General features: G+C 74.0%; 21 protein-coding genes. 8 read left to right on the top strand and 13 right to left on the bottom strand.

What is annotated here, in order from left to right:
• Window positions 1-10: 10 nt before the first annotated feature.
• Window positions 11-250: a heavy-metal-associated domain-containing protein gene (locus RM812_RS21855; protein ID WP_311574911.1), complete on the bottom strand. Its 240-nt coding sequence runs from the start codon at window positions 248-250 to the stop codon at window positions 11-13.
• A 156-nt stretch (window positions 251-406) separates the two neighbouring features.
• Between RM812_RS21855 and RM812_RS21850 the strand changes: the two genes are divergently transcribed.
• A complete protein-coding gene (locus RM812_RS21850) occupies window positions 407-1,444 on the top strand; it encodes a zinc-dependent alcohol dehydrogenase family protein (RefSeq protein WP_311574910.1) in 1,038 nt (345 codons plus the stop codon).
• Here the strand turns inward: RM812_RS21850 and RM812_RS21845 are convergent.
• Together RM812_RS21845 and RM812_RS21840 are read right to left on the bottom strand one after the other, a co-directional pair.
• Entirely contained in the window at window positions 1,431-2,033 is a 603-nt protein-coding gene (locus tag RM812_RS21845; protein ID WP_311574909.1) for a GNAT family N-acetyltransferase, read from the bottom strand. The genes RM812_RS21850 and RM812_RS21845 overlap by 14 nt on opposite strands.
• A gap of 50 nt (window positions 2,034-2,083) precedes the next feature.
• Window positions 2,084-2,275 carry a helix-turn-helix transcriptional regulator gene (locus RM812_RS21840; RefSeq protein ID WP_311574908.1) on the bottom strand — a complete coding sequence of 64 codons (192 nt, stop codon included), beginning with the start codon at window positions 2,273-2,275 and terminating at the stop codon, window positions 2,084-2,086.
• Between the two features lie 671 nt (window positions 2,276-2,946).
• On the opposite strand from RM812_RS21840, the gene RM812_RS21835 reads away from it, so the two are divergent.
• Both RM812_RS21835 and mmsA read left to right on the top strand, forming a co-directional pair.
• Window positions 2,947-3,078: a hypothetical protein gene (locus RM812_RS21835; RefSeq protein WP_311574907.1), complete on the top strand. Its 132-nt coding sequence runs from the start codon at window positions 2,947-2,949 to the stop codon at window positions 3,076-3,078.
• Window positions 3,079-3,092: 14 nt separating this feature from the next.
• Window positions 3,093-4,595, top strand: a complete 1,503-nt coding sequence (gene mmsA / locus RM812_RS21830) for a CoA-acylating methylmalonate-semialdehyde dehydrogenase (protein WP_311574906.1) — start codon at window positions 3,093-3,095, stop codon at window positions 4,593-4,595.
• A 66-nt stretch (window positions 4,596-4,661) separates the two neighbouring features.
• On the opposite strand, the gene RM812_RS21825 is transcribed toward mmsA, so the two are convergent.
• A complete protein-coding gene (locus tag RM812_RS21825) occupies window positions 4,662-5,534 on the bottom strand; it encodes a hypothetical protein (protein ID WP_311574905.1) in 873 nt (290 codons plus the stop codon).
• A gap of 342 nt (window positions 5,535-5,876) precedes the next feature.
• On the opposite strand from RM812_RS21825, the gene RM812_RS21820 reads away from it, so the two are divergent.
• The 4 genes from RM812_RS21820 (at window position 5,877) to RM812_RS21805 (ending at window position 12,361) form a co-directional block, all read left to right on the top strand.
• Window positions 5,877-7,337, top strand: a complete 1,461-nt coding sequence (locus RM812_RS21820) for an APC family permease (protein WP_311574904.1) — start codon at window positions 5,877-5,879, stop codon at window positions 7,335-7,337.
• 134 nt (window positions 7,338-7,471) lie between these two features.
• Window positions 7,472-10,123: an alpha/beta fold hydrolase gene (locus RM812_RS21815; protein ID WP_311574903.1), complete on the top strand. Its 2,652-nt coding sequence runs from the start codon at window positions 7,472-7,474 to the stop codon at window positions 10,121-10,123.
• Window positions 10,120-11,046, top strand: coding sequence for an ABC transporter permease (locus RM812_RS21810; protein WP_311574902.1), 927 nt, complete (start codon window positions 10,120-10,122; stop codon window positions 11,044-11,046). The genes RM812_RS21815 and RM812_RS21810 overlap by 4 nt, the downstream gene beginning before the upstream one ends.
• Window positions 11,047-11,392: 346 nt before the next feature.
• A complete protein-coding gene (locus tag RM812_RS21805) occupies window positions 11,393-12,361 on the top strand; it encodes a chaplin family protein (RefSeq protein WP_311574901.1) in 969 nt (322 codons plus the stop codon).
• A gap of 177 nt (window positions 12,362-12,538) precedes the next feature.
• On the opposite strand, the gene RM812_RS21800 is transcribed toward RM812_RS21805, so the two are convergent.
• The gene (locus tag RM812_RS21800) at window positions 12,539-13,804 is read right to left on the bottom strand and encodes an NAD(P)-binding domain-containing protein (protein ID WP_311574952.1); all 1,266 of its coding nucleotides are present in this window, start codon (window positions 13,802-13,804) and stop codon (window positions 12,539-12,541) included.
• Between the two features lie 2 nt (window positions 13,805-13,806).
• On the bottom strand, window positions 13,807-15,075 hold the full coding sequence (locus RM812_RS21795) for a carboxylate--amine ligase (RefSeq protein WP_311574900.1): 1,269 nt from the start codon (window positions 15,073-15,075) through the stop codon (window positions 13,807-13,809).
• Between the two features lie 167 nt (window positions 15,076-15,242).
• Here RM812_RS21795 and RM812_RS21790 point away from each other — a divergent pair, with 167 nt between their 5' ends.
• Window positions 15,243-16,484 carry a glycoside hydrolase family 26 protein gene (locus RM812_RS21790; protein ID WP_311574899.1) on the top strand — a complete coding sequence of 414 codons (1,242 nt, stop codon included), beginning with the start codon at window positions 15,243-15,245 and terminating at the stop codon, window positions 16,482-16,484.
• 191 nt (window positions 16,485-16,675) lie between these two features.
• Here RM812_RS21790 and RM812_RS21785 read toward each other — a convergent pair whose 3' ends face one another.
• The 7 genes from RM812_RS21785 to RM812_RS21755 form a co-directional block, all read right to left on the bottom strand.
• Window positions 16,676-17,335: a YveK family protein gene (locus RM812_RS21785; RefSeq protein ID WP_311574898.1), complete on the bottom strand. Its 660-nt coding sequence runs from the start codon at window positions 17,333-17,335 to the stop codon at window positions 16,676-16,678.
• Window positions 17,332-18,480 (bottom strand): glycosyltransferase, encoded by a 1,149-nt coding sequence (locus RM812_RS21780; protein ID WP_311574897.1) that lies wholly within the window; start codon window positions 18,478-18,480, stop codon window positions 17,332-17,334. The genes RM812_RS21785 and RM812_RS21780 overlap by 4 nt, the downstream gene beginning before the upstream one ends.
• Before the next feature lies 1 nt (window position 18,481).
• Window positions 18,482-19,246: a polysaccharide deacetylase family protein gene (locus RM812_RS21775; protein ID WP_311574896.1), complete on the bottom strand. Its 765-nt coding sequence runs from the start codon at window positions 19,244-19,246 to the stop codon at window positions 18,482-18,484.
• Entirely contained in the window at window positions 19,230-20,816 is a 1,587-nt protein-coding gene (murJ, locus tag RM812_RS21770; RefSeq protein ID WP_311574895.1) for a murein biosynthesis integral membrane protein MurJ, read from the bottom strand. Before murJ ends, RM812_RS21775 begins: the two co-directional genes overlap by 17 nt.
• Window positions 20,817-21,319: 503 nt before the next feature.
• Window positions 21,320-22,663 carry an O-antigen ligase family protein gene (locus RM812_RS21765; RefSeq protein WP_311574951.1) on the bottom strand — a complete coding sequence of 448 codons (1,344 nt, stop codon included), beginning with the start codon at window positions 22,661-22,663 and terminating at the stop codon, window positions 21,320-21,322.
• Between the two features lie 11 nt (window positions 22,664-22,674).
• Window positions 22,675-24,108, bottom strand: a complete 1,434-nt coding sequence (locus tag RM812_RS21760; protein ID WP_311574894.1) for an exopolysaccharide biosynthesis polyprenyl glycosylphosphotransferase — start codon at window positions 24,106-24,108, stop codon at window positions 22,675-22,677.
• On the bottom strand, window positions 24,105-25,397 hold the full coding sequence (locus tag RM812_RS21755; RefSeq protein ID WP_311574893.1) for a glycosyltransferase: 1,293 nt from the start codon (window positions 25,395-25,397) through the stop codon (window positions 24,105-24,107). Before RM812_RS21755 ends, RM812_RS21760 begins: the two co-directional genes overlap by 4 nt.
• Window positions 25,398-25,400 lie beyond the last annotated feature (3 nt).

The raw sequence follows: 25,400 nt of genomic DNA, 5'->3' as shown, positions 1-25,400 counted from the left end.
GCGCGGTGGCTCAGGCCCTGCCGACGAGCTCGAAGCCCGCCTCGTCCACGGCGGCGCGTACGGCCTCGTCGTCGAGGGGCGCCGCGGAGACGACGGTGACCTCGCCGGTCGAGGCGACGGCCTGCACCGAGCCGACGCCCGCGATCTCGGAGATCTCGCCGGAGACGGCGCCCTCGCAGTGTCCGCAGCTCATACCCTTCACCTTGTAGACGGTGGTGACGGAGCCCTGGGTGTCGGTCTGGGCGGTCATGTCGTTACTCCTCGCCTGGGCGTGCAGGGGGCGGGCACCCGTGAGTACCCGTGATCCAGCGTGGACCACATACTCCACTGTACCCCTAGGGGGTATGGAAGCCGCTTAGCCTTCCGTGAGACATGGGATTGCCGGGTACGGAAGTGAGGTCGGCGGATGCGCGCGGTCGTGTTCGAGCGGTTCGGGGAGCCTGCCGAGGTGCGGGAGGTGGCCGATCCGAGGCCCGCCCCGCACGGCGTCGTGGTCCGTGTCGAGGCCACCGGGCTGTGCCGCAGCGACTGGCACGGATGGCGGGGCCACGACCCGGACATCACGCTGCCGCACGTCCCCGGTCACGAACTCGCCGGTGTCGTCGAGGCGGTCGGCGACCGGGTGGCCGGATGGCGGCCCGACGACCGGGTGACCGTGCCCTTCGTCTGCGCCTGCGGGAGCTGTGGGGCGTGCGCGGCGGGCGACCAGCAGGTGTGCGAACGGCAGACCCAGCCCGGCTTCACCCACTGGGGCTCGTTCGCCCAGTACGTGGCGCTCGACCACGCCGACGTCAACCTCGTCGCCGTACCCGAGGACATGTCGTACGCGACGGCCGCCTCGCTCGGCTGCCGGTTCGCCACGGCTTTCCGGGCCGTGGTGCAGCAGGGCCGGGTCGCGGCGGGGGAGTGGGTCGCGGTGCACGGCTGCGGCGGCGTCGGCCTGTCGGCGGTGATGATCGCCGCGGCCGCGGGCGCGCGGGTCGTCGCCGTGGACGTGTCCCCCCGGGCGCTGGAGCTGGCACGGACGTTCGGCGCCGCCCAGTGCGTGGACGCGGGCCGGACGCCGGACACGGCGGCGGCGGTCCGCGACCTCACCGGCGGCGGCGCCCACCTCTCCCTGGACGCCCTCGGCTCGCCCGTCACCTGCGCCGCCTCCGTGAACGGCCTGCGCCGCCGGGGCCGGCACGTGCAGGTCGGCCTGCTGCCCTCACCGACCGGCGCCACACCGGTGCCGATGGCCCGCGCCGTCGCCCTGGAGCTCGAGCTGCTCGGCAGTCACGGGATGGCCGCGCACACCTACCCGCCGATGCTGGAGCTGGTCCGCACCGGAGCGCTCCGGCCCGACCTGCTGGTGACGTCCACCCTCGGGCTGGACGCGGTCCCGGCCGCCCTGGCCGCCATGGGGACCGCGCCCGGCGCGGGGGTGACGGTCATAGAGCCGTGACGCCGGTGCCGGGGTGTGCGTGCCCGGTCCGGGGGCGTCCGCGGTGGACGGCCCACTGGTGGTCCAGGACGGCCATCAGCACCTCGTCCACCCACACGCCGTCGCGCCACTCCACCTCACGCCGCGTTCCCTCCCGCACGAACCCGACCTTCTCGTAGACCCGCAGGGCCCGGTGGTTGTAGCCGTAGGCTTCCAACTGGACGCGGTGCAGGCCGAGTTCCTCGAAGCCGTATCCGACGATCAGCCGGGTCGCCTCGGTGCCGACACCCCGGCCGCGCCCCCGTGGGCCGATCAGCGTGCGGAAGGTGCAGGAACGGCTCTCGGGCTCCCACTCGTAGAGCACGACCTCGCCGAGGAGTTCGCCGTCGGCCGGATCGGTGACGGCCAGGTCGAGCCGGTCGGGCTGCGTGCTGCGGGAGCCGTACCAGGCGCGGAGCAGCTCCGGGGTGAGCTCGTGTCCCGGCGAGCCGGTGAAGCGCTGGATCTCGGGATCGCCGATGATCTCCCACATGCGCTCGGCGTCGGCCTCGGTGAACGGTCGCAGCACGGTCCTGTCACCGGTCAGGACGGGTTTGACGGAGAAGTCCATGGGCGGAACTGTGCCCCACGTGACCGTGGGGCACGGAACGGTTTTCCGGCCTACCGGTTCCGGTTGCGGGGGCGGGACGCCACCCAGGCGCGGATCGTGTCCGCGTACCAGTAGGGCTTTCCGCCCTCCACGTGGTCGGGCGGCGGGAGGAGCCCGTGCTTGCGGTACGACCGCACGGTGTCCGGCCGTACCCGGATGTGGGCCGCGATGTCCTGGTAGGACCAGAGCCTTCGGTCGGTCACTGGTTGCACCTCCCCGCGCGCACCGCGGCGGCGACCGGGGACGGCCGCCGGGGGGAGCCGGGTGCTGCGCTGACGATCACCAAGCCTTGCCGGGTGAACGACACCGAGTGAGGGACGGTCAGGGTCCGTTCCCGGATGTGACGGAAGACCCGTGTGCCCGTGACACGTGTGACAGGAAGAGAGCTTTTGTGACACGAGTGCCGCAAAGGCGTACGCCGGAGTTCAGGCGTGGCGCGTTGACTTCGGTGCAGCGGGGCGTCCCGGGTGCGCGGGCGGGGAGCCGACCGGACCACGTCGTCCGAATGTCCGGACAAAACATTGACAGGCCGCACGCGCGGGGCTAGAAACCGGGGGAAGACCCAAGAACACCTCAGGACACCTCAGGACACCCAACGACGGGCACGAAGGGGAACGCGATGGCGTACGACCCGATCGCCGAGGGGCCGGGTCCGCTGCCGCCGTCGCGGGTCCCCCCACGAAACGCCTCCGGCGCGGGATGGCCGCTTCGCCCTGGCAGGAGCGAAGTGCGAGCGTCGACTCCCCGCCCGCCTCGGCTCCGCGCCGGAGGTTCCCGACGGGCCGCCGACACTGCCCCACATGTCTATGCGGACACCCGAACCGCAGACACAGTGTCGGGCCCGTACGAAGCGCCCGGCTGCTGGGATGGACCCATGGCACCCATGGCGTCCACGGCACCCATGGCGTCCATGGCCCCCGTGGCCGCGACCACGACCACCGCGTCGCCGGTCACGGCCCGTGAGCAGCACCAACGGCACGCCTCGACCCGTCGCCGCCATCTGTGAAGGAGTTCTCGGTCATGACGAACATCGTCAACCACTGGATCGGCGGCAAGCCCGCCGAAGGCACCTCGGGCACGTACGGGCCGGTGACCGACCCGGCGACCGGTGCGGTCACCGCCAAGGTCGCCTTCGCCTCCGTCGACGAGGTGGACGCCGCGGTCGCCGCGGCCAAGGAGGCCTACCTGACCTGGGGTCAGTCCTCGCTGGCACAGCGGACCTCGGTCCTCTTCAGGTTCCGGGCGCTGCTGGACGCGCACCGCGACGAGATCGCCGCGCTGATCACCGCCGAGCACGGCAAGGTGCACTCCGACGCGCTCGGCGAGGTCGCGCGCGGCCTGGAGATCGTCGACCTGGCCTGTGGCATCAACGTGCAGCTCAAGGGCGAGCTGTCGACGCAGGTCGCCAGCCGTGTCGACGTGTCCTCGATCCGGCAGCCGCTCGGGGTGGTCGCCGGCATCACGCCGTTCAACTTCCCGGCGATGGTGCCGATGTGGATGTTCCCCCTCGCCATCGCCTGCGGCAACACCTTCGTGCTCAAGCCGAGCGAGAAGGACCCCTCGGCGTCCGTCAGGCTCGCCGAGCTGTTCTCCGAGGCCGGTCTGCCGGACGGTGTCCTCAACGTCGTCCACGGCGACAAGGTGGCCGTGGACCGCCTCCTGGAGCACCCGGACGTCAAGGCCGTCTCCTTCGTCGGCTCGACCCCGATCGCCCGCTACATCCACACCACCGCCTCCGCCAACGGCAAGCGCGTGCAGGCGCTGGGCGGCGCCAAGAACCACATGCTCGTGCTGCCGGACGCCGACCTCGACGCGGCGGCCGACGCGGCGGTGAGCGCGGCCTACGGCTCGGCCGGCGAGCGCTGCATGGCCATCTCCGCGGTCGTCGCGGTCGGCGCCGTCGGCGACGCGCTGGTCGAGAGGATCCGCGAGCGCGCCGAGAAGATCAAGATCGGCCCGGGCAACGACCCGGCCTCCGAGATGGGCCCGCTGATCACCAGGGCGCACCGCGACAAGGTGGCGTCCTACGTCGCGGGAGCGGCGGCCGAGGGCTGCGAGGTCGTCCTGGACGGCACCGGGTACACGGTCGACGGCCACGAGGACGGCCACTGGATCGGCATCTCCCTGCTGGACCGGGTGCCGACCACGGCGAAGGCGTACCAGGACGAGATCTTCGGCCCGGTGCTGTGCGTGCTGCGCGCCGAGACCTACGAGGAGGGCGTGGCCCTCATCAACGCCTCGCCGTTCGGCAACGGCACCGCGATCTTCACCCGGGACGGCGGCGCGGCCCGCCGCTTCCAGCTGGAGGTCGAGGCCGGCATGGTCGGCGTGAACGTCCCGATCCCGGTCCCCGTGGGCTACCACTCCTTCGGCGGCTGGAAGGACTCCCTCTTCGGCGACCACCACATCTACGGCAACGACGGCACGCACTTCTACACCCGCGGCAAGGTCGTCACCACCCGCTGGCCGGACCCGGCCGACGCCCCGGCGGGCGTGGACCTGGGCTTCCCGCGCAACCACTGAGACCGGGACGCACGGTGCCCCCGTCCCACCGCGCGGGGTGGGGCGGGGGCACCGCCGTACGTGGGGTCAGCCCTGCTGCGCTCCGGCGTCCTTCACTTCCTCGGTGAGGTCGCCGGTCTGCTCGGCGGGCGGGGCCACGATCTTCTTGGTGGCACCGAACTTGTCGAAGTCCATGGTGACCGTCATGGCCCCGAACTCCTGCTTCAGGCGCACCGGCAGGTCCTTGTCGCCCACCCAGATGTCCATGGTGATCGAGCCGCTGCCGGCGGCCGAGTTGAGCAGGCTGTCGGCGCCGCTCAGCGCCTCCTTGAACTTGCCCATGTCCTTCTGGTCGAGCACGGCCCGGTAGTGGGTCGTGGGCTTGCCGTTGACGGTCTCCTTGCCGAGGTCCTCGACGTCGCTCGCGTACTTCAGGCCCTTCATGGAGTCCGCCGGGCTGCCTCCGCCGCCCCCGCTCATCGCGGCGGCACCCGACTCGCCGAACACGGCCGACCCGTCGATCTTCATCCACTCCTTGCCCTCGAGCGGGCCGGCGGGCTGCGGGTCGATGTCGTAGTAGTAGGCGCCGTCCACGAACAGGGTGCGCACCGTCGCGGAGTCCGTGAGCTCCTGCATCTGCGCGGCCTCGGCGTCCATCTCGACGTCGAGCGCGTAGCCGTCGCCCCAGGAGTACGTGCCGTCCATCGCGATGGGCTCGCCCGTGCCCAGCTCGGTCGTCGTCCGGACCTCGGCGGAACCCAGCTCCTCGGTGCGGTCGGTGGCCCGCGAGAGCGCCGCCATGATCACGTCGGCCTTGCCCGCGGCCTTGTCGGTGGCCGTGTCCACGGCCTTGTCGGCGGTCTCGGCCGCCGTCTCGGCACCGTCCGAGCCGCACGCGGTCGCCGTGATCATCGCCGCCGCCGCCAGCCCCACCCAGGCCGCGGTGTACTTCAGCTTCATGAGTCCCCACCCGTTGCCGTGTTCCTGTGATTCGCCTGTGCCGAGGACTCCACCGGCCCCCACCGACAGCGCTCGCGGGCCGGACGGCGGCACGTTTTTTCCTCCGGCCCCTACGGTTCCCGTACGCCTCAAGGGTCTTCTCTCCGCAGGATTCTGATGCGGTTCCAGGTGTTCCATCGACTTCGCACAACGGATTCCGTAGGTAAACACCCATTGACGCAGTGGTTTTCGTCGGGATTCCATCTGGCGTCGGGAGCGGACGAGAACCACGTACGACCAAGCCGCCGGAGGCGATAGCGCTCCCGCCCGAACCACACCGCACGAGTCGATCGGAACCGCTGGATGACCGACACGCTCCGCCCTGCAGAGACCGCCGCCGCAGCGCCCCCGGACGTCCCGGACCACCCGGACCACCCGGACCACCGGGGCCGGCCGGACCGGGCGGAGACCCGGACGCTCAAGCGCTCCATCGGCGTCGTCGGCGGCACCCTCCTGACGCTCTCGTGCGTGACCCCCGCCTCCACGCTGTTCGTGGTCGTCCCCGACCTCTTCGGCTCGCTCGGCACCGCCACCGCCCTGACGATCGCCATCGGCTCCCTCCTCTGTATCGCCGTGGCGTTCTGCTACTCGGAGCTGGGCACCCTCATCCCCAGCGCGGGCGGCGAGTACGCCATGGTGTCGACCATGGCCGGGCGGCTGGCGGGCTGGCTGGTCTTCGTGCTGTCCCTGTTGGTCGTCGTGATCGTGCCGCCGGTGATCGCGATGGGCACGGCCGACTACCTCGAACCGGTCGTCCACCTCGACCCGTCCCTCGCGGGCGCCGGCGTCATGCTGCTCGCCACCCTCGCCGGCCTGCTCGACCTGCGCGCCAACGCCTGGATCACCGGCGTCTTCCTGGTGCTGGAGGTCATCGCCGCGGCCCTCGTCGCGGTGCTGGGCTTCGCCCACGGCGAGCGCGGCCCCGGCAGCCTGGCCTCGATGGAGGTGGCCGGCGCGGACGGCGCCACGGACCCCGTGACGGCCGCGCTGGTCGTCTCCGGGCTCGCCATCGCCCTGTTCGTCACCCAGGGCTTCTCCACCGCCGTCTACCTCTCCGAGGAACTGGAGAACCCGCGCCGCAACGTCGCCCGCACGGTGCTGGCCACGCTCGGCATCTCCACGGTGATCATCCTGGTGCCGGTCGTCGCCCTCACGCTCGGCGCCTCGGACCTGACCGAACTGACCGGCGGAGACATCGGCTCCATGGTCACCGCCTGGTCCAACTCCGCCGTCGGCACCTTCGTCAGCCTCTGCGTGGCCCTCGCGATCATCAACGCCGGCATCGTGATGGTCATCCAGAACTCGCGCGTGCTGTTCGCCTCCGCCCGCGACAAGGCGTGGCCCGAGCCGGTGAACCACCTCTTCGCCAAGCTCGGCCGGTTCGGCTCGCCGTGGGTCGCCACCCTCGCCGTCGGCGTGCCCGGAGCCGCGCTGTGCTTCGTCAACCTGGACACCCTGTACGGCGTCACGGGCGTCTCCGTCACCGGTATGTACCTGCTCGTCGCGATCGCCGCCCTGCTCGCCCGGCGCGGGTCCCACCGGCACGCGCACGCGTGGCGCATGCCCCTGTGGCCCGTCGTGCCCCTGGTGCTGATCGTGGTCCTCGCCTACATCCTGACCCAGCAGGAGCCGGTCCACCTGCTGTGGACCAGCGGCATCACCGCCGTCGCCACCCTCTACTGGGCCCTGTACCTGCGCCCGCGCCGCGACACGCGCTGGCTGGTGACCGTCCCCGACGACGTCCGCGAGCCCGCCCGGCCGTAGCGCCCGCCCGACAGGCCCGACCGGGCCTACCGCACCCGCGGTACGCGGGGCCGGCCCCGTACTTCCGTGGGAGGTGCGGAGGTTCGGCCTCGGGGCTGCCCCGGTTGTCGCCGGCGGCCCGTACCGTGGGGCGCATGGATCTTCGACTGTCCCGAGTACGAGGGCTGCTGCGGGGCCCGCGGCGGACGGTGGCCGCCGCTGCCGCGGTCTTCGTGCTCGCCGGCGCGGGTACGTGGACGGCCGTCGCCGACGACGACGCGCCCGCGGTGCACCGCGCCGACCGGGTGATGGCCGTGGGTGACGGGGTGCGCCTGGACACCTCGTACTTCACGGCCGGCCCCGCGGGCCGCCGCCCTGCCGTCCTGCTGGCGCACGGCTTCGGGGGCAGCAAGACCGACGTCCGCGAGCAGGCGGAGAGCCTGGCCCGGGACGGGTACGCGGTGCTCACCTGGTCGGCGCGCGGCTTCGGCAGGTCCACCGGGAAGATCGGACTCAACGACCCGGACGGCGAGGTCGCCGACGTCTCGCGGCTGCTGGACTGGCTGGCCGAGCAGCCGCAGGTACGGCTGGACGACAAGGGCGACCCGCGCGTGGGCGTGGCCGGCGCCTCGTACGGCGGGGCGGTCGCGCTGCTGGCCGCCGGGTACGACGACCGGGTGGACGCCATCGCCCCGGCGGTCACGTACTGGAACCTCGCGGACGCCCTGTTCCCGAACGGCGTGTTCAAGAAGCTCTGGGCCGGCATCTTCGTCAACTCCGGCGGCGGCTGCGCGAAGTTCGAGGACCGGCTGTGCCGGATGTACGACCGGGTCGCCGAGTCCGGGCAGCCGGACCCCGAGGCCCGCTCGCTGCTCCAGGCCCGCTCGCCGTCCGCCGTGGGCGACCGCGTCAAGGTGCCCACCCTGCTGGTGCAGGGCCAGACCGACTCCCTCTTCCCGCTCGGCCAGGCCGACGCGGCGGCGAAGGCGATCCGCGCGAACGGCGCCCCCGTCCACGTCGACTGGATCGCGGGTGGGCACGACGGCGGGAACATGGAGACCGACCGCGTCCAAAGCCGCGTACAGGAGTGGTTCGACCGGTACCTCAAGGGCGACAAGGGCGCCGACACCGGCCCGGCCTTCCGGGTCACCCGCACCGGCGGCGTCGACACCACCGACGGCCAGGCCCTGCTGCGGGGCGCGAGCGCGGACCGGTACCCGGGACTGGAGAGCGGGCGGCGGACCATCGCCCTCAGCGGTCGCGAGCAGCGCTTCGACAACCCCGCGGGCGCCAACCCGCCCGCCGTCTCCGCCCTGCCCGGACTCGGCGGCGCCGGCGGGCTGGCCCGGCTCTCCTCGCTCGGCGTCGGCGTGTCGCTGGACTTCCCCGGCCAGCACGCCCGGTTCGACTCCGCCCCCGTGCGGGACGACCTGCGCATCACCGGATCGCCCACGGTGACCGTCCACGTCCGCTCCACCCGCGACGACGCCGTGCTGTTCGGGAAGGTGTACGACGTCGGCCCCGACGGCACCGGCCAGGTGCTGCCCGCCCAACTGGTGACGCCCGTGCGCGTCGGGGACGCGAAGGCCGGCGAGGACGTGACGATCACCCTCCCGGCGATCGACCACGAGGTCGAGAAGGGCCACCGGCTCCGCCTGGTCCTCGCCTCCACCGACCTCGGCTACGCCTCCCCGGCGGCCCCCGCGGAGTACACCGTCTCCCTCAAGGGCGACCTCCGGGTGCCGACGGCACCCGGCGTGACGACCGCCGCCGCCCCGCTGCCCTCGTGGGTGTGGTGGCTGCCGCTCGCGGGCGTCCTGATCGCGGCGGCCCTGCTGCTCACCGGACGCCGCCGCACCGCCACCCCCGCCCCGGACCCGGCGCTGGCCGACGTGCCCCTGCAGATCACCGGACTCAGCAAGCGGTACGCCGGATCGGCGGACCGGTACGCGGTGCGCGAGCTGTCCCTGCGCGTGGACAAGGGCCAGGTCCTCGGCCTGCTCGGCCCCAACGGCGCCGGCAAGACGACCACCCTGCGCATGCTGATGGGCCTGATCGCGCCGGACGCCGGCGAGATCCGCGTCTTCGGCCACGCCGTCCGGCCCGGCGCCCCGGTGCTGTCACGGGTCGGCGCCTTCGTCGAGGGCGCGGGCTTCCTGCCGCACCTGTCCGGCCGGGAGAACCTGGAGCTGTACTGGCGGGCGACCGGCCGCCCGCCCGAGGACGCCCACCTGGACGAGGCCCTGGAGATCGCCGACCTCGGCGACGCGCTGGCCCGCGCGGTGCGCACCTACTCGCAGGGCATGCGCCAGCGGCTCGCCCTCGCCCAGGCCATGCTGGGCCTGCCCGATCTGCTCATCCTGGACGAGCCGACCAACGGCCTCGACCCGCCGCAGATCCGCGAGATGCGCGAGGTGATGATCCGGTACGCCGCCGGGGGCCGCACCGTCATCGTCTCCAGCCACCTCCTCTCCGAGGTCGAGCAGTCCTGCACCCACCTGGTGGTCATGGACCGCGGCCAGCTCGTCCAGGCGGGCCCGGTCGGCGAGATCACCGGCTCCGGCGACACCCTCCTCGTCGGCACCGACGTGCCCGTGGAGGAGCCCCTCGCCGAGAAGGTCGCCGCGCTGCCGGGCGTCGTCTCGGCCGTCCGCACCGACGACGGGCTCCTGGTCCGGCTCGACGCCGACGGCACCGCGGCCCGCCTGGTCGCGGAGCTGGTGCGGCTCGAGGTGCCGGTGTCCTCGGTGGGCCCGCACCGCCGCCTGGAGGACGCCTTCCTCACCCTGATCGGAGGTTCGGCATGAGCACGCTCACCGAGCGCAACCCGCAGCCCGGACAGCCCGGACAGCCCGGACAGCCCGGCCGGCCCGGGTACGCCGGGTCCGTCGACGCGGCCTCCGGTTACCGGCCGGGCCGCACCCTGCCGCTGCGGGTGGAGCTGGTGCGCCAGCTCAAGCGGCGCCGCACCCTGGTGATGGGCGCGATCCTCGCCGTCCTGCCGTTCGTCCTCCTCGTCGCCTTCGCCATCGGCGGCGGGCCCGACGGCCCCGGTGACCGGATCACGCTGATGGACACGGCCACCGTGTCCGGCGCCAACTTCGCCGCCGTGAGCCTGTTCGTCTCGGCGGGCTTCCTGCTCGTCATCCCCGTCGCCCTGTTCTGCGGGGACACCGTCGCCTCGGAGGCCGGCTGGTCCTCCCTGCGCTACCTGCTCGCCGCCCCGGTGCCGCGCGCCCGGCTGCTCGCCTCCAAGCTCGTCGTCGGCCTCGGCCTGAGCCTCGCCGCGATGGTGCTGCTGCCGCTGGTGGCCCTCGCCGTCGGCACGGTCGCCTACGGCTGGGGGCCGCTGGCGATCCCCACCGGCGGCTCGCTCGCCCCGGGAACGGCGGCGCAACGCCTGGTGGTGGTCGTGGCGTACATCTTCGTCTCCCAGCTGGTGACCGCCGGCCTCGCGTTCTGGCTGTCCACGAAGACCGACGCCCCGCTCGGCGCGGTCGGCGGCGCGGTCGGCCTGACCATCGTCGGCAACGTCCTGGACGCCGTGACCGCCCTCGGACACTGGCGCGACTTCCTGCCGGCGCACTGGCAGTTCGCCTGGGCGGACGCCGTCCAGCCGCGTCCCGAGTGGGCGGGCATGGTGCAGGGCACCGCGATTTCCGTGACGTACGCGCTCGTGCTGTTCGCGCTGGCCTTCAGGGGGTTCGCCCGCAAGGACGTGGTGTCCTGAGCGGCCCTGCCGCGCCGGCGCCTTCCCCGCTTTTCCCGATGCAGTGCGGGCCAACCGGGTGAACCTGCGAAACCGTTCGTCGTCCGCCGGGTTGATGAAGCAGTAGGGCATGCGACGTCACGAGAAAGGAACGCGCGGTGCTCAAGAAGGCAAGGTCCGTCGAGGCGGCCGCTTTCCCGGCGCTCGCACCGTCGCCTGCTCCGTCCGCGGTCCACGGGCTTTTCCCGCAGGAATTCCCGTCCCTGAGCCGAGGGTCGAACACGTAGCGACGCAAGGCGGACGGGCACCTCACGTTCTGCGGTGTTCCCTCGCCTGGGCCGGCTTTCCCCGTTCTTCAAGCAGGAAGATGACCACATTGCGACAGACCCTGAGCAGGGGAGTGCTCGCGGCGGCCGCCGCCACGGGCATTCTGTCCCTGACGAGCGCTCCCGCCCTCGCTGACTCCATCGCGGTGGGAGCCACCGAGGACTCTTCCGGTGTGTTGGCCGGGAACAACATCCAGGCACCGATCGAGCTGCCGTTGAACCTCTGCGGCAACACCGTCAACGCGGTCGCGGCGCTCAACCCCGCGCACGACAACTCCTGCGGCAACACCTCGCAGGGCAGCCACTCCTCCGCGTCCTCGTCCACCGGCTCCCACGCCGGTGGCAGCCAGGCGGTGGGAACCAGCGAGGACTCCTACGGTGTGCTGACCGGGAACACCATTCAGGCGCCGGTCAGCGCGCCGGTGAACGTGTGCGGCAACGGCGTCAACGCCGTCGCGGCGCTCAACCCGGCGTACGACAACTCCTGCGGCAACACCTCGTACGGGGACCAGTCGTCGTACGGCGACCAGTCGTCGGCCTACGGGGACCAGTCGTCCTCGTACGGCACCTCCTCCACCGGTGGCAGCGAGGCGGTGGGAAGCAGCCAGGACTCCTACGGTGTGCTGACCGGGAACACCATTCAGGCGCCGGTCAGCCTGCCGTTGAACGTGTGCGGCAACGGCGTCAACGTGGTCGCGGCGCTCAACCCCACGTACGGCAACTCCTGCGGTGACGAGGGGCCGGGCTACGGCACCGAGGACGAGACGCCTCCTCCTCCGTCGTCCTGCGACGACTGCGACACGCCTCCGACCACCACCACTCCCACCACCCCGCCTCCCACGCGCGTCGTCGACACGCCGCCGTCGGTCGGCGTCGAGGTGCCCGGCGACACCCCCCAGCTGGCCGAGACCGGCAGCGAGGGCATGCTGTTCGCCTCGGTCGCGGGTGCCGCACTGCTCACGGGCGGGGCGGTGCTGTACCGCCGCGGCCGCAGCGCCGCGCGCCGGTAGCCGCTCCCGGGTGCCGGACTCGACCCGTCCGGCACCCACGCCCCTTCCCCCGTCGCCCCCGTACCGACGCGAGCCACCCCACGAGGTGGCCGAGCCGGTACGGGGGCGCACCGCTGCGTGGGGCAGGCCGGCCGTCTCCGGCCCCGCCCGGCGGCCGGAGGCGGGCGGGCCGCTTCCTCAGTGGCTCACGGGCGCCGGCGCCCCGCTTCGCTTGCCGGTCCCCGGAACGGGGACCGTGCCGTGCGTCGGGGTCGCCCCGAGCCGGCGACGCACCCCCTGGACGAGGGTCGTCGCCGTGAACGCCGCGCCCTGGACGAAACGCATGGCCGGGCCGAAGCCCGAGGCGGTCACCAGACCCGCGAGGAACAGGCCGGGCTGGGAGGACTCGAAGTCGCGCCCCGTCGCCGGGGAACCGTCGGGCAGGACCGCCAGCGTCCCGCGCAACTCGGCGGCGAGCATCCCCATCCGCTCGCAGCGCGGCCGGAACCCCGTGGCCGCGACGACGTGTTCGGTCTCCAGGGTGCGCGCGACGCCCTCGCGGCTCACCGTGTCCAGTCGTACCCCGCCCGGCACCGCACAGGCCGCGGTGACCTCGTGGCCCGGCAGCAGCTCCACCGCGCGCTCCACCCGGTCCCGCACCCACCACGCGCCCGCCGGCCCCAGTGCCGTGGCCGCGATGCGCGCCCGGGTCTGCTGCGGCAGGTTCCGGAAGAGGCCGGGACGCTCGGAGTAGAACCAGTTCCGCCAGCCCGGTCCGAGGCCGCTGTGCGGGGCGCGGACCGACTGCCACCAGGGACGCTCCCAGGGCGGCGGCACGTCGTTCCACTCCAGCCGCTCAGCGCGCGCCAGCACCCGTACCCGGGTGCCCTGTTCGGCGAGGAGCGCCGCCGTCTCCAGGGCAGCCTGGCCACCGCCGATCACCGTGACGTCCTTGCCGCGGAAGGGGGTGAGGTCGCTGTGGTGGCTGCTGTGCGTCACCAGGGAGGGGTGCAGTCCGCGCAGCGCGGGCGGCACCTCGATGAACGGCATCACACCGACCGCCAGCGCCACCGTCCGCGCGTACACCACCTCACCGTCCCCGGTGACCGCCGTGAAGCCGCCGGGGCCGGCCGCCACCCGGGTCACCATGCGCTCGTCCACCGCCGGTACGGCGTGGCGCGCGAACCACAGGCCGTACCGCGCGTACTCCTCCACCGGGATCGGCTGCGCGTGGCGCGCCGTCAGCCCCCGCTCCGCGCAGTACGCGTCCAGGCGCCAGCGCCCCTGCGGGTCGGACAGGTTGGACGCCCACGGCTCCGACTTCAGGAACATGCCACCGGGCATGTGGTCCCGCCAGGACTCCATCGGCCGGCCGAACACGCGCAGGTTCAGCCCGGCGGCCGCGGCGTGGGAGGCGATCGACAGACCGTACGGGCCCGCGCCGACCACCAGAAGGTCGTACATCATCAGCTGCTCGCTTTCTCGTTGTCGGTCCGGGGGGCCGAGGCCGCCCCGGGGATCAGGTGTGCCGGTGCCACGGGTGCCGCCGGTGCCAGCCTCGGCGCGCCCAGGCGTTCCCGCAGTCGGCCGGACACATGTCGGCACCACAGGCCCCACATCGCCCGTCCGGGGTCGCGGTCGTCCGGGGCGTACCAGGCCAGTTCGCGTCCGTTCGGCGCCGGACGCAGCGCGGCGAGCGGCGCGTAGTTCTCCACCACGAACGCCCGCCCGGCCAGCGGGGCCCCGTCCGGGATCGGGCGGCCCGTCAGGTCCAGGTGCAGGGCGCGTACGACGTCCAGTCCCGCGCTGTCCGCGAAGAGCCGGAACTGGGCGCCGGGGCGCGGGTTGAAGTCGAGCAGGTGGTAGCGGCCCGTCTCGCCGCAGCGGCGGAAGTCGAGGTCGAAGACGCCCCGGTAGCCCAGTTCGCCGGTGAGCCGCTCGGCCAGCGCCCGCACCCGCGGGTTGGGCGTCCAGTGGCCCACCGCGGTCAGGCCCGCGCCACGCGGCCAGGCCAGTTGCTTGCGGCCCGGCCCGCCCGCGCGGACGGCGCCCGTGTGGTCGGCGTAGCCGTGGAAGAACCAGTCCCGGTTCGGTCCCGGTGGCAGATGTGCCTGCAGGAGCAGCGGGCTGCCCGCCTCCTCGGTGCGCAGGTACAGCTCCCGGGCCTGCTCGACGGACCTCACCAGCAGTGTGCTGCGCAGCCCGCTGCCGGCCGGCAGCAGCCAGGGCCGGCTCCACTTCGCCACCACCGGCAGCCCGAGCCGGCGTACGGCGTCGGCGGCCCGATCCGCGCTGTCGGGGACCAGCGTCACCGGGTGCGGAACGTCCGCGGCCGCGCACACGGCGGCCAGTTCCGCTTTGTCGGCGACGCGGGCGGCCAGCGTGGCCGGCGTCGCGGGCAGGAGGTAGGAGGGGGCGAGGTCGGTCCGCGCGCGGCCCACGGCGATCGCGCTCGCGTCGTCCATCGGGACCAGGACGGCCGGTGTCCTGATGTGGTCGGCGACCCGGCGCAGCACGGCGACGATCTCGTCCTCGGACGCGCCCGGGAGCGGCGGGGGATGCATCCGGCGTACGTAACGGGACGTGGGGACGGGGCTGCCCGCCGGGTCGGCGACGACATGCACCTCCACGCCCGCCCTCCCGAACGAGCGCACGGCGCCCAGCGTTCCGTGGTGAAAGGGATTCCGGTCGATCCGCAGCAGTACGGCGGGGACGCGGGTGTCGAGCAGGGACACGAACTCTCTCTTTCTTTCGCCTGTCTCACTCGCACGGGCGAGCGCGGCACTCGAAAGCCCCAAGGGCGGTGGCGGCATGGGATTTCCTGTGCGTGACTTCATATGACTGTTCGTCAATAACGAGAACAGGGGCCGGAAGGCGGACGAGAACGAGGAAAGGAACGGAAATGGCTCCGCAGCACGAGCGAATCCGGGTCCGTCGCAGGCTGGCCGTCGGCGCGGCGGCGATCGCCGTGTCGGCCGCCCTGGCGGCCGGCAACGCGGCGGGAGCGGAGGGGGTGCCGGTCGACGACCCGCGCCCGGCCGTGCCCGTGCCGTCGACGACGCCCCCGCGGACCACGCCGGTGCCGGTCAAGGAGGCGTCGGGCAAGGAGGTTCCGGCCTTCGGCGCCTTCCTCAGGTCCGATGCCCGCGGCGTCGCCCGCATGACGCAGCTCAGTCACTGGCTGGGAGGTGCCGAACTCCGCGTCGGCCACACCTACCTGCCCGGCAACCGCTGGAGCGACATCGAGGGCGACATCCACTTCCTCGAGGCGTGGGCGAACTGGCGCAACGAGAAGGACGACCGGATGCTCGTCCTCAACGTGCCCCTGCAGGAGCGCAACGAGGCGGGCGTCCCCGACGGCGAGGTCCGGCGGTTGCTGCGGCGGGGCGCGGCCGGGGAGTTCGACCATCACTTCCGTGCCCTGGCCGAACGGCTGGTGCGGCTGAAGGTGCCGGACACGGTCCTCGTGCTCGGCTGGGAGATGAACGGCACCACGTACACCCACCGGTGCGGGCCGGACCCGGAGTCCTGGAAGAAGTACTGGAACCGGATCGTCACCACGATGCGTTCGGTGCCGGGCCAGAAGTTCCGGTTCGATTTCACACCGAGCCGCGGCCGGGACGCCGTGCCCTGGACGCAGTGCTACCCGGGGGACGACGTGGTCGACATCGTCGGCATGGATTCCTACGACCAGCCCGCCGGGATGTCCTTCGACAGGCAGGTGACCGAGCCCTACGGGCTGCAGGCCCATGTGGATTTCGCCAAGGCCCACGGCAAACCCGTTTCCTATCCCGAGTGGGGGCTCTTCCGTAACGGCGACAATCCCGAGTACATGCGGCGCATGCTCGCGTGGATCGACGAGCACGAACCGCTGTACAACACGCTGACCGACTACTGCCCGCACGGCGTGTGGCAGTGCGACGACAACCCGGTCTCGTCCCGCGTCTACCGGTCCGTTCTCACCGGCCGCACCGACGGGACGACCCCCGCCCCGACGCCCGTGCCGACGCCCGAACCCACCCCCGCGCCGACCGCACCCCGGCCCCCGGAGGACTGCTCGCCCCTGGACCCGGGCAGCTGGGTGGAGTTCTGGCTCGGAGGGAGGCTCTGCCTGCGCTTCGACTGGTGGTCGCCCACCGACTAGTGCCGCGGCGGGCAACGTTCGCCCGTGAAGGAGCGGCGTCCGGTGCGTGCTCTCGGCGTGCCGGCCGGAAGCCCAAGTACATCCAGTACGAGGGCTTTCGGCCGGTGCGGCGAGAGGGCGTGCCGGGCGTCGCGACGGGGCGAACGTTGCCTGCCGCGGCACTAGCGCACCCGCGGCCGGGCCCACCGCCGTCACCGCTGTCCGGACACATCGGCGGCGGTGGCGGGGCCGGGCACCGAGGGGCCGGGGCGGAGCGGGGCGTCGTCCCGTCCCGTCCGCCGGGGCCGTGCCAGCAGGACCAGCCCGCCGAGCAACCCGCCCGCGCTCGCCCCCACCAGGGTGGTCACCGTCGGCGACGCGGACGTCGGCTCGCTCGGCTTCACCGCACGCGAGAACTGCACGAGCCGTACCTGCGTGCTGCCCTTGGTGTGCTCCGCGTGCTGCGTCAGCGCGCGGGAGACCGCGTTGGCCATGTCGACGGCGAGCCCGGGCCGTGAGGAGGTGGCCGAGACGGCGACCATCGGCGCGTCCGGCGAGGTCGCCGCGCGCACGTGGTCCCGCAGCGTCCGCACCGGCACGCCCGCCCACACCTGCGCGTCCCCGAGCACCGCCAGGTGCGTGGCCACGCGGCCGTACGCCTGCGCGAAACCGCGGGCGGCCTCCGGGGTGGAATCCGAGGTCGGTACGGCGACGACGTAGCTGGTGGCCGTGTAGGTGACGGGGGTGAGCACGCCGTACGCGCCGCCGAGCAGGCCGCCGAGGAGGGTGCCGGCCGCGAGCGCGGACCAGGCCGGGGGCCTCCTGAGGCGAGCCAGGGGCTTCGGGCGCTGACGGGTCGTGGTGTCGGTCATGACGGGCTCGCTCCGAGGGGTGAGGGGGATGACGGCGGACGGGAGACGGCTGCCGCGTACACGTCCATGAGGCGGGCCGTGCTGCGGGTGATGCTGTAGCGGTGCGCGGCCTCGGGGGCCGTGCGCGGCCGGGCGCCCACGGCGCGCACCCCGGCGATCGCGCCGGCGTACGCATCGGGGCCGCCGCGCACGCGCCGGGCGGTGGCCGGCGGTGGCAGGTCCTCGATCGCCGGGCAGGAGGCGTAGAGCACGGGCAGGCCCGACGCCAGCGCCTCCACGGCGGCCAGGCCGAAGGCCTCCTCCGTGGACGGGGATGCGAACAGGTCCATCGCCGACGTGAGCGCGGGCAGGTCGGGTCCCGGCGAACCGTCGGGGAGGTAGGGGCGTTCGCCGGTGAACAGCACGCGGCCGGCCACACCCGCCTCGTGGGCCGCGCGCCGCAGGACGTGCTCCTCGGGGCCGCCGCCCACCAGCAGCAGCCAGTGGTCGTCCCCGAGCCGGGTGAGCGCGTGGATGAGGACGTCGAACCGTTTGCCCGGGGTGAGCCGGCCGACGCCGCCGACGACGAACGCGCCCGGGGGCAGGCCGAGGCGCCGGCGCGTGCGTTCGCGCCGTTCCCGGTCGAAGCGGAAGCGGTCCAGGTCGATGCCGTTCGGGACGACCTCGATGCGGGGCGCGGGCACGCCCCAGCGCTTCAGGCGATCGGCCACCGCGGAGGAGACGGCGACCGTCGCGGAGCCGAGCCGCTCGCTGGCGAGGTACAGGGCGCGTACCCCCGCCGTCAGGTCGCGGCCCTCCATCTGCGAGTCGCCCAGGGAGTGCTCGGTGGCGACGACGGCGCGGACCCCGGCGACGCGCGCGGCGAGCCGGCCGTAGACGCAGGCCCGGTACAGGTGGGTGTGCACCAGGTCGTAGCCGCCGGCGCGGATCAGCCGGACCAGCCGGGGGAAGGCGGTCAGGTCGCGGTTGCCGCCCATGCCGAGGTGCACGACGCGGACACCGTCGGCGGCGAGGCCCTCGGCGACCGCGCCGGGGTTGGTGAGCGTGACGACGTCGCAGTCGACGGGAAGGTGGCGCAGCAGCAGCCGCAGCTGCTGCTCGGCGCCGCCGACACCGAGGCCGGTGATGATGTGCAGGGCTCGCATCTCAGGTGCCCTCCACCGGGCGCCGTCGCAGCCGGTGCAGACGGTGCTTGAGGAACAGCCGCCAGGCCGTGTCGTTCTGGCCGACGTGGACGCGCGGCAGGGCGTGCGGGCCGGTCAGGGGGCCGGGGTCGATGGCGCAGGCGTAGGCGTACCCCGCTTCCCGTACGGCCTCGACGGCACGGGCGTCGACCGTGCCGTACGGGTAGCAGAAACCGTCGACGCGGGTGCCGGTCAACTCCTCGAGCAGCGCGCGGCTTTCGGCGGTCTCGGCCTTGAGGGCGACGTCGTCGGCCCGGGTGAGGTCGACGTGCGTCAGGCCGTGCGAGCCGATCTCCACCCCCTCGGCGGCCGCCCGCCGGACGCCGTCCGCGCTCAGCAGCGGCTTGCGCGGGCCGAGCGGGTCCCAGGCGTTGTCGCCGCCGAGCCGGCCGGGCAGGACGAAGAGGGTGGCACCGCAGTCCCAGCGGCGCAGCAGCGGCAGGGCGCCGGTGACGAAGTCGGCGTACCCGTCGTCGAAGGTGAGCCCGACCAGACCCTGTCCCCGGCCCCGGGCACGGGCGGCGAGCAGGTCGGCGACGGACACGCCCCGCAGTCCGCGCCGGCGCAGCCAGGCCAGCTGCCGTCCGAGGCGCTCGGGCGTGACCGTGATGCGGTACGGGTCGTCCGAGCAGTCGCCCACCGAGTGGTACATCGCCACCCACGGCGGCGGGCCCGGGCGTGGGGCGGGGAGGGTGCCGGTCTCGACGGATTCAACGGAAGCGGCCATGGGGGAGCCTTCGTGTGACGGTGCGTACGGAGCGCAGTGCGGACGGGGAACCGGGGCCCAGGGCCCAGGCGAGCGGGACGAAGACGGCGGTCACGGTCAGACAGCCGGCCGCGAGACCCGTCACCGGGGACGGGAACCGGCTCGCGACGAACGCGCCGGCGACGGTGGCGGCGACCGCGGCGAGCACCGGCCCGATCAGCTCGGCCAGGACCTGCCGGACGCGGAGCGAGACACCGTGCGGGTCGCCGCGCCGGGCCGTTCGCAGCCCGGCGAGCATGAGGGCGGCCGTGAGGGTGATGCCGAGGGCGTTGGCGGCGGCGATCCCCACCACACCCCAGGGACGTACGGCCGCGGCACCGGTCAGGGACGTCACGGCGATGCCGGCGGCCATCGCCCCGACGGGGTACCAGCGGGGCCGGCCCGCCGAGAAGTACGAGCGGAGCAGGGCGCCCACCAGGGTCTGGCCCAGCAGTCCGAGCGCGTACACCCGCATCACGCCGGCCGTCGCCACGGTGTCGGTCGCGGTGAACGCGCCCCGCTGGAAGAGCAGTCCGATCATCTGCGGGGCGCAGGCGAGCACCGCGCTCATGCCCAGCAGCACCACGCAGGAGGCCAGCACCAGGTCCCGTTCCACCCGGGCGCGGGCGCGTTCGGTGTCCCCGTCGGCGAGCGCCCGCGCCACCACGGGGAAGGTGACGGTGCACACCATCAGCGACAGGGTCATCGGGATCTGGGCGACCTTCTGCGCGTAGTTCAGGTGCGAGATGGCCCCGGCGGGCAGAGAGGAGGCGAGGAAGCGTTCGACGAGGACCTGCGACTGGCGGCACAGGGCGAACAGGAGCACGGCGGCGACCAGGGCGAGCCGCATCGGCCGCTCCTCGACGTCGTCCCCGGGCCCGTCGACGGCCGGCGTGCGCGACGTCAGCTGCCGCCACAGCGACGGCAGTTGCACCGCCACCATGAGAAGGCCGCCCACCGCGACCCCGGCCGCCGCGGACCGTACGCCCCACCGGCCGCCGAACAGGAACATCGCGGCGACGATGCCGGTGTTGTAGGAGACGTAGATCGCCGCGGGCGCGAAGAAGCGGCGGTGGGCCCGCAGCGCGGCGCTGCAGTACCCGGCGAGCCCGAAGGCCAGCACGCTGATCGCCGTGAGCCGCGTGCAGTCGACGGCGAGACGCGGGTCGGGCAGGCCCGGCGCCAGGACCCGGACCAGGAAGGGAGCCGCGGCGGCGACCAGCACGGCCACCGCGGCGAGGGCGAGGCACAGCCGGGGGAGGGTGGCGGCGACCAGGGCACGCACCGGGTCACCGGCGGCGCCCCGGGCGCGTCGGGCCAGCGCCAGGCTGAACGCCGGGATCAGCACCAGGGCCAGCCCCTCCTCGATCAGCACCGTGGAGGCCAGCTCCGGCACGGTCCACGCGACCAGGAAGGCGTCCGTGTCGCTCCCGGCACCGAACAGCCGCGCCAGGGACTGGTCACGCACCAGGCCGAGCAGCGAACCGGCGACGGACAGCGACGCCGTGACGAGCGTGGCCCGCGCGAGAAACCTCCGAGAAGCCCCAGCCACCCCCGAGTCGGCCCCGGCCCCGGCTTCCGCCCCGACTTCTGCCCCGGCCCTGGCTTCTGCCCCGACTTCCGCCCTGGCTCCGGCCCCGACTTCTGCCCGGGCTCCGGCCTGGGTGGTTGGCGCTGGGCCCGCTCCGACCCCGGCTTGGGTGGTCGATCCCGGGTCGGTCCAGGCTCCGGCACGGGCTTCGGCTTCCGTCACGGCCTGGGTGGTTGGCGCTGGGCCCGCTCCGAGCCCGGCTTGGGTGGTCGATCCCGGGTCGGTCCAGGCTCCGGCACGGGCTTCGGCTTCCGTCCCGGCCTGGGTGGTTGGCGCTGGGCCCGCTCCGACCCCGGCTTGGGTGGTCGATCCCGGGTCGGTCCCGGCTCCCGGCCCGGCCTGGGCAGCCGAGCCCGGGTCTGCTCCGGCGCCGGCCTCCGCCCCGGCCGTGGTGGCCGCGCGTGCCGCGGGTACGGTTGCCGCCCCGCCGGTCCCCGGCCCGGGGGGCTGTGAAGGCACCACCGTCATCGCGCCACGGCCTCCTCGACGCGTTCCCCTGCCCCGCCCCGTGGCGCGACGTCCCGCGGCTCGCCGTCGGCCAGCGCCCACCACGCCGCGAGTCCCAGGCCCATGCCGGTCAGCAGGGTCGAGGGGCCGCCGATGTCCCCGTACACGAAGTCGGTCAGCAGCCAGACCAGCAGCCCGCAGGCGACGAGCGCGCAGTCGAGGCCCGGACCGCGACGGCGGGCGCGCGGCAGCCGCCGCACCGCGCACACCAGCAGCGCCAGCCAGCTCCCGGCGAGCGTGAGCAGCCCGATCAGGCCCTGCTCGCTCAGCAGCAGCAGGTACATGCTGTGCGGCGAGAGCAGTGCCTGCCGCTGGTACTCCACCCCCGCGCCCTCGACGTCGCTGCCCGACGACAGCGCCAGCGTGGCGTGTCCGTCGCGGTACGCGGGAAAGTTCTTCAGGCCCACGCCGGTCAGCGGGTGTTCGCGCCACATGCCGGCGGCCGACGACCACAGGCTGTACCGGTCGACGACGGACTGGTCCGGGGCGTCGGTGACCCGCGCGATGCTGTCGATCCGCTCCTGCAGCTGCGCCGTGCCGACGCCGAACCCGCCCATGAGGATCACCCCCGCGGCGGTCAGCGCCGCGGCCACCTTCAGCGCGCGCCGCAGCCCGGCCAGCGCCAGTTGCACGGCGCACGTCAGGGCGGTCGCGATCCAGGCACCCCGGCTGAAGGAGACCGCGAGCGGCGCCAGCAGTGCCAGGGCGCAGCCCGCCGCGGTCACCCGCTGCCACACCGGTGCCCGGCCGAGCGCGATCCCGACCGCGCACACCACGCCGAGGGAGACCGCCGACGCCATGCCCATCACGTCGTGCGCCCCGAAGGTGCCGACCGCCCGGATGTCCTCGCCCTGGTAGGAAGCACCGCTCCCCGTGACGTACTGGTGCACGCCGACGGCCCCCTGCCACACCGCGAGCCCCACGAACGACCAGGCCAGCAACCGGAAGTCGGCCCGATGGCGGACCAGCACCAGCACGGTGGCCGGGACGAGCACGAAGAGCTGCAGATAGCGGCCCGTGCCGACGAGCTGGGCCTGGGGCGAGGACGCCCCCGCCGCGGCGAGCGCGATCCCCACGACCGGCAGGCCCAGCACCAGGACCGCGGTGGTCGACAGCGGGCGCCGCCGTTCGCGCAGCAGACGGATCACGCAGTACGCCACCACCAGCCCGGAGGCGACGTCGGCGGGCCCGGCACCGTCCCCCGTCGGCGGCAGGGCCAGCAGCGCGAGCACCGCCACCAGCGGCAGGACCGGCACCAGCGCGGCGGCCCGGCGCGGGAGCGGTGCGAGGGTGTGGCTCACGCTCACGTCGGTCAGCTCCCCGTCGGACGGACCAGCAGGGCCGCGGTACGCAGCAGAATGCAGATGTCCTGCCACAGCGACCAGTCGTCGATGTAGGCGTTGTCGAACCGGCAGCGGTCCTCGATCGAGGTGTCGCCGCGCAGCCCGTGGACCTGGGCGAGACCGGTGATACCGGTCCGCATGCGGTGGCGGGCCGCGTAGCCGGGGTAGGCCTGGCTGAACTGGGAGACGAAGTAGTGGCGTTCGGGCCGCGGCCCGACCAGGCTCATGTCTCCCCGCAGTACGTTCCACAGCTGGAGCAGCTCGTCGAGCGAGGTGCGCCGCAGCATGCGGCAGAACCAGCGCATCTCGCTCTCGTCGGCCACGCTCCACCGGGTCGCCGACTCGTGCTCGTCGACCGGGCGGTGGGTACGGAACTTCAGCAGCGTGAACGGCTTTCCGTCCCTTCCGACGCGCTCCTGCCGGAACACGACGCCCGGACCGTCACTGAACCGCAGTACCGTCGCGCACACCAGCAGCAGCGGACTGACCAGCAGCAACAGCGTCCCCGACACGAGGATGTCGAGCATCCGCTTGCCCGCCCCGGCGCGGCGCGCCGAGGAGAGGTCCAGACGCCGGCAGGAGAATCCGGCCAGCCGTTCCCCCGTGGGGTACGACGGGGAGTCGGCGTCGAGCTCCCAGACCGCGCAGCCCGACGCGGCCAGCGTGCGCAGCAGCGGCCCCTGTTCGGCGCGTACCGAGGGGTGGACGGCCAGCACCGCCCGCACCCCGTTCTGGATGACCGCCCGCTCGACCTCCTCGCCGGTCCGCAGCACCGGGATTCCCCCGGTGCCGTCCGGCTGTTCGGCGACGATCCCCACCGGGCGTACGCCGCACGGCGGGTGGCGCAGTACGGCGGCGGCGACGCGCTGCGCGGTCGCGACCGGGCCGACGACGAGTGCGGCGTGCGGGTGGCGCAGCAGTGCTGCGCGCCGCCGCCCGTGCACGACCGCGCGCAGCACGCAGCCCGCGGACGCCTGCACGGCCAGGCCCGTCAGCACGGTGCCGGCGGACAGCGCGTGTTCCGGCCGGTACGCCGCCCAGAGCGCGGCGGACGCCAGCCAGGCGACGGCGATACGGCCGCAGACGGCGGGCAGTTCCTCCAGCACCCCCGGCCCCGGCACCGGCGGCCGGCCCTCGCGCGGGCGCAGCAGCAGCGATGCGACGATCAACAGGGCGGCGAGCAGCGGGTGGCGCTGGGCGTCGGCGAGGGCCGTCGTCCCCAGCAGCGCGGCGCCGGCGTCCGCGGCGACCAGCTGGAGGGACGGGGCCGGCCGGGCCGGGGTCCGCGGGGCGGGGAACCGGGAACCGGTGGCGGTGCCGAGCGGCGGCCTGACGGAGACGGGTGGGAATCCGTGGTCCCGTGGCGTTACGCCGGGGGAGGGCACGGTTCGTTCGGCAGTCACGAGTGGATGGACTCCCTGTGTTCGGTGGACTCGACGTGCTGGGTGGTCCGGTTCGCCTCGGTGCCACGGCCGGTGCCGAGCGGCCGCCGGTGCTCGGTGCCGCGGGCCGTGGTGTTCCCCCGGCCCGCTCGGGACGGGCGCTCCGCTGCCGAGGCGGGCCAGGTGGCGAGCAGGTCGCGGTAGACGTCCGTGATCCGCGCGGCGGTGTGCCGCACGTCGTGGAGGGACAGCACGTGGCGGCGGCCCCGGTCGCCGAGGGACTCGCGCAGCGGCGGGTCCAGCAGCAGTGCGGCGACGGCCCCGGCCAGCTCCGCCGGGTCGTCCGGCCGCACCAGGCACCGCGCGGCGAGGGACGGCGGCAGGCTCTCACGGGCGCCGTCGACGTCCGTGACCACCACCGGCCGTCCGCAGGCCATCGCCTCCAGCGGGGCCAGCGCCATGCCCTCCCAGCGGGACGGCAGGACGACGAGGTCGGCGGCCTGGTACCAGCGGGAGGCGTCGCTGACGGCCCCCGTGAACAGCACGGAGCCGGGGGCGTCCCGGCGCAGCCGGTCGAGGTCCGGTCCGTCGCCGACCAGGACGAGACGGGCGTCGGGCACCCTGCGCACGACGGCGTCCCACGCCCGCAGCAGGACGTCCTGCCCCTTCTGCCGGCACAGCCGCCCCACACAGACCGCGAGCGGCGCCGCCGGGTGGACACCGGCGAGCGGTGCGAGCCGGGCCCGTACGGTGCCGGCGGCGGCCGGGTGGTAGTGCCCGGGGTCGATGCCGTTGGGAACGACGGTCCACCGGCCGGTGATCCCGGCCCGCACGCCGGTCGCGCGTTCGGCCTCGCTCACGCACACCACCCGCGTGGCCCAACGGGCGCCCCACCGCTCCCACCTGAGCGCCAGGGCGGCGGTGCCCGCGCCGACCGCCTCGAACGACCAGGCGTGCGGCTGGAAGACCGTCGGAATCCGCCCGCGCACCGCGCACCGCCCGGCGAGCCCGGCCTTCGCGCTGTGCGCGTGCACCAGATCGGGGCGCACCTCGTCGATCAGCCGGGCGAGCTGCCGTACCTCCCGCACGAGCGCCGGACCCGGCGACCGCGTCGCCTGCCAGGGCCGCACCTGCGCGCCGAGTGACCGCAGCCGGGCGGTGAGCGGGCTGTCGGGGCAGACGGCGGTGACGTCCAGGCCGTGCGTCAGCTGTTCCCGGACCAGGTCCGTGACGACGCGCGCGACCCCGCCGTCCACCGGTTGGGTGACGTGCAGGATCCGCGGCCGACGGCCGGAGGGTGACGGGGCCACGGT

Source organism: Streptomyces lancefieldiae, from assembly GCF_031845825.1.
Classification (GTDB): domain Bacteria; phylum Actinomycetota; class Actinomycetes; order Streptomycetales; family Streptomycetaceae; genus Streptomyces; species Streptomyces lancefieldiae.
This window is presented reverse-complemented; position numbering and strand designations above follow the sequence as displayed.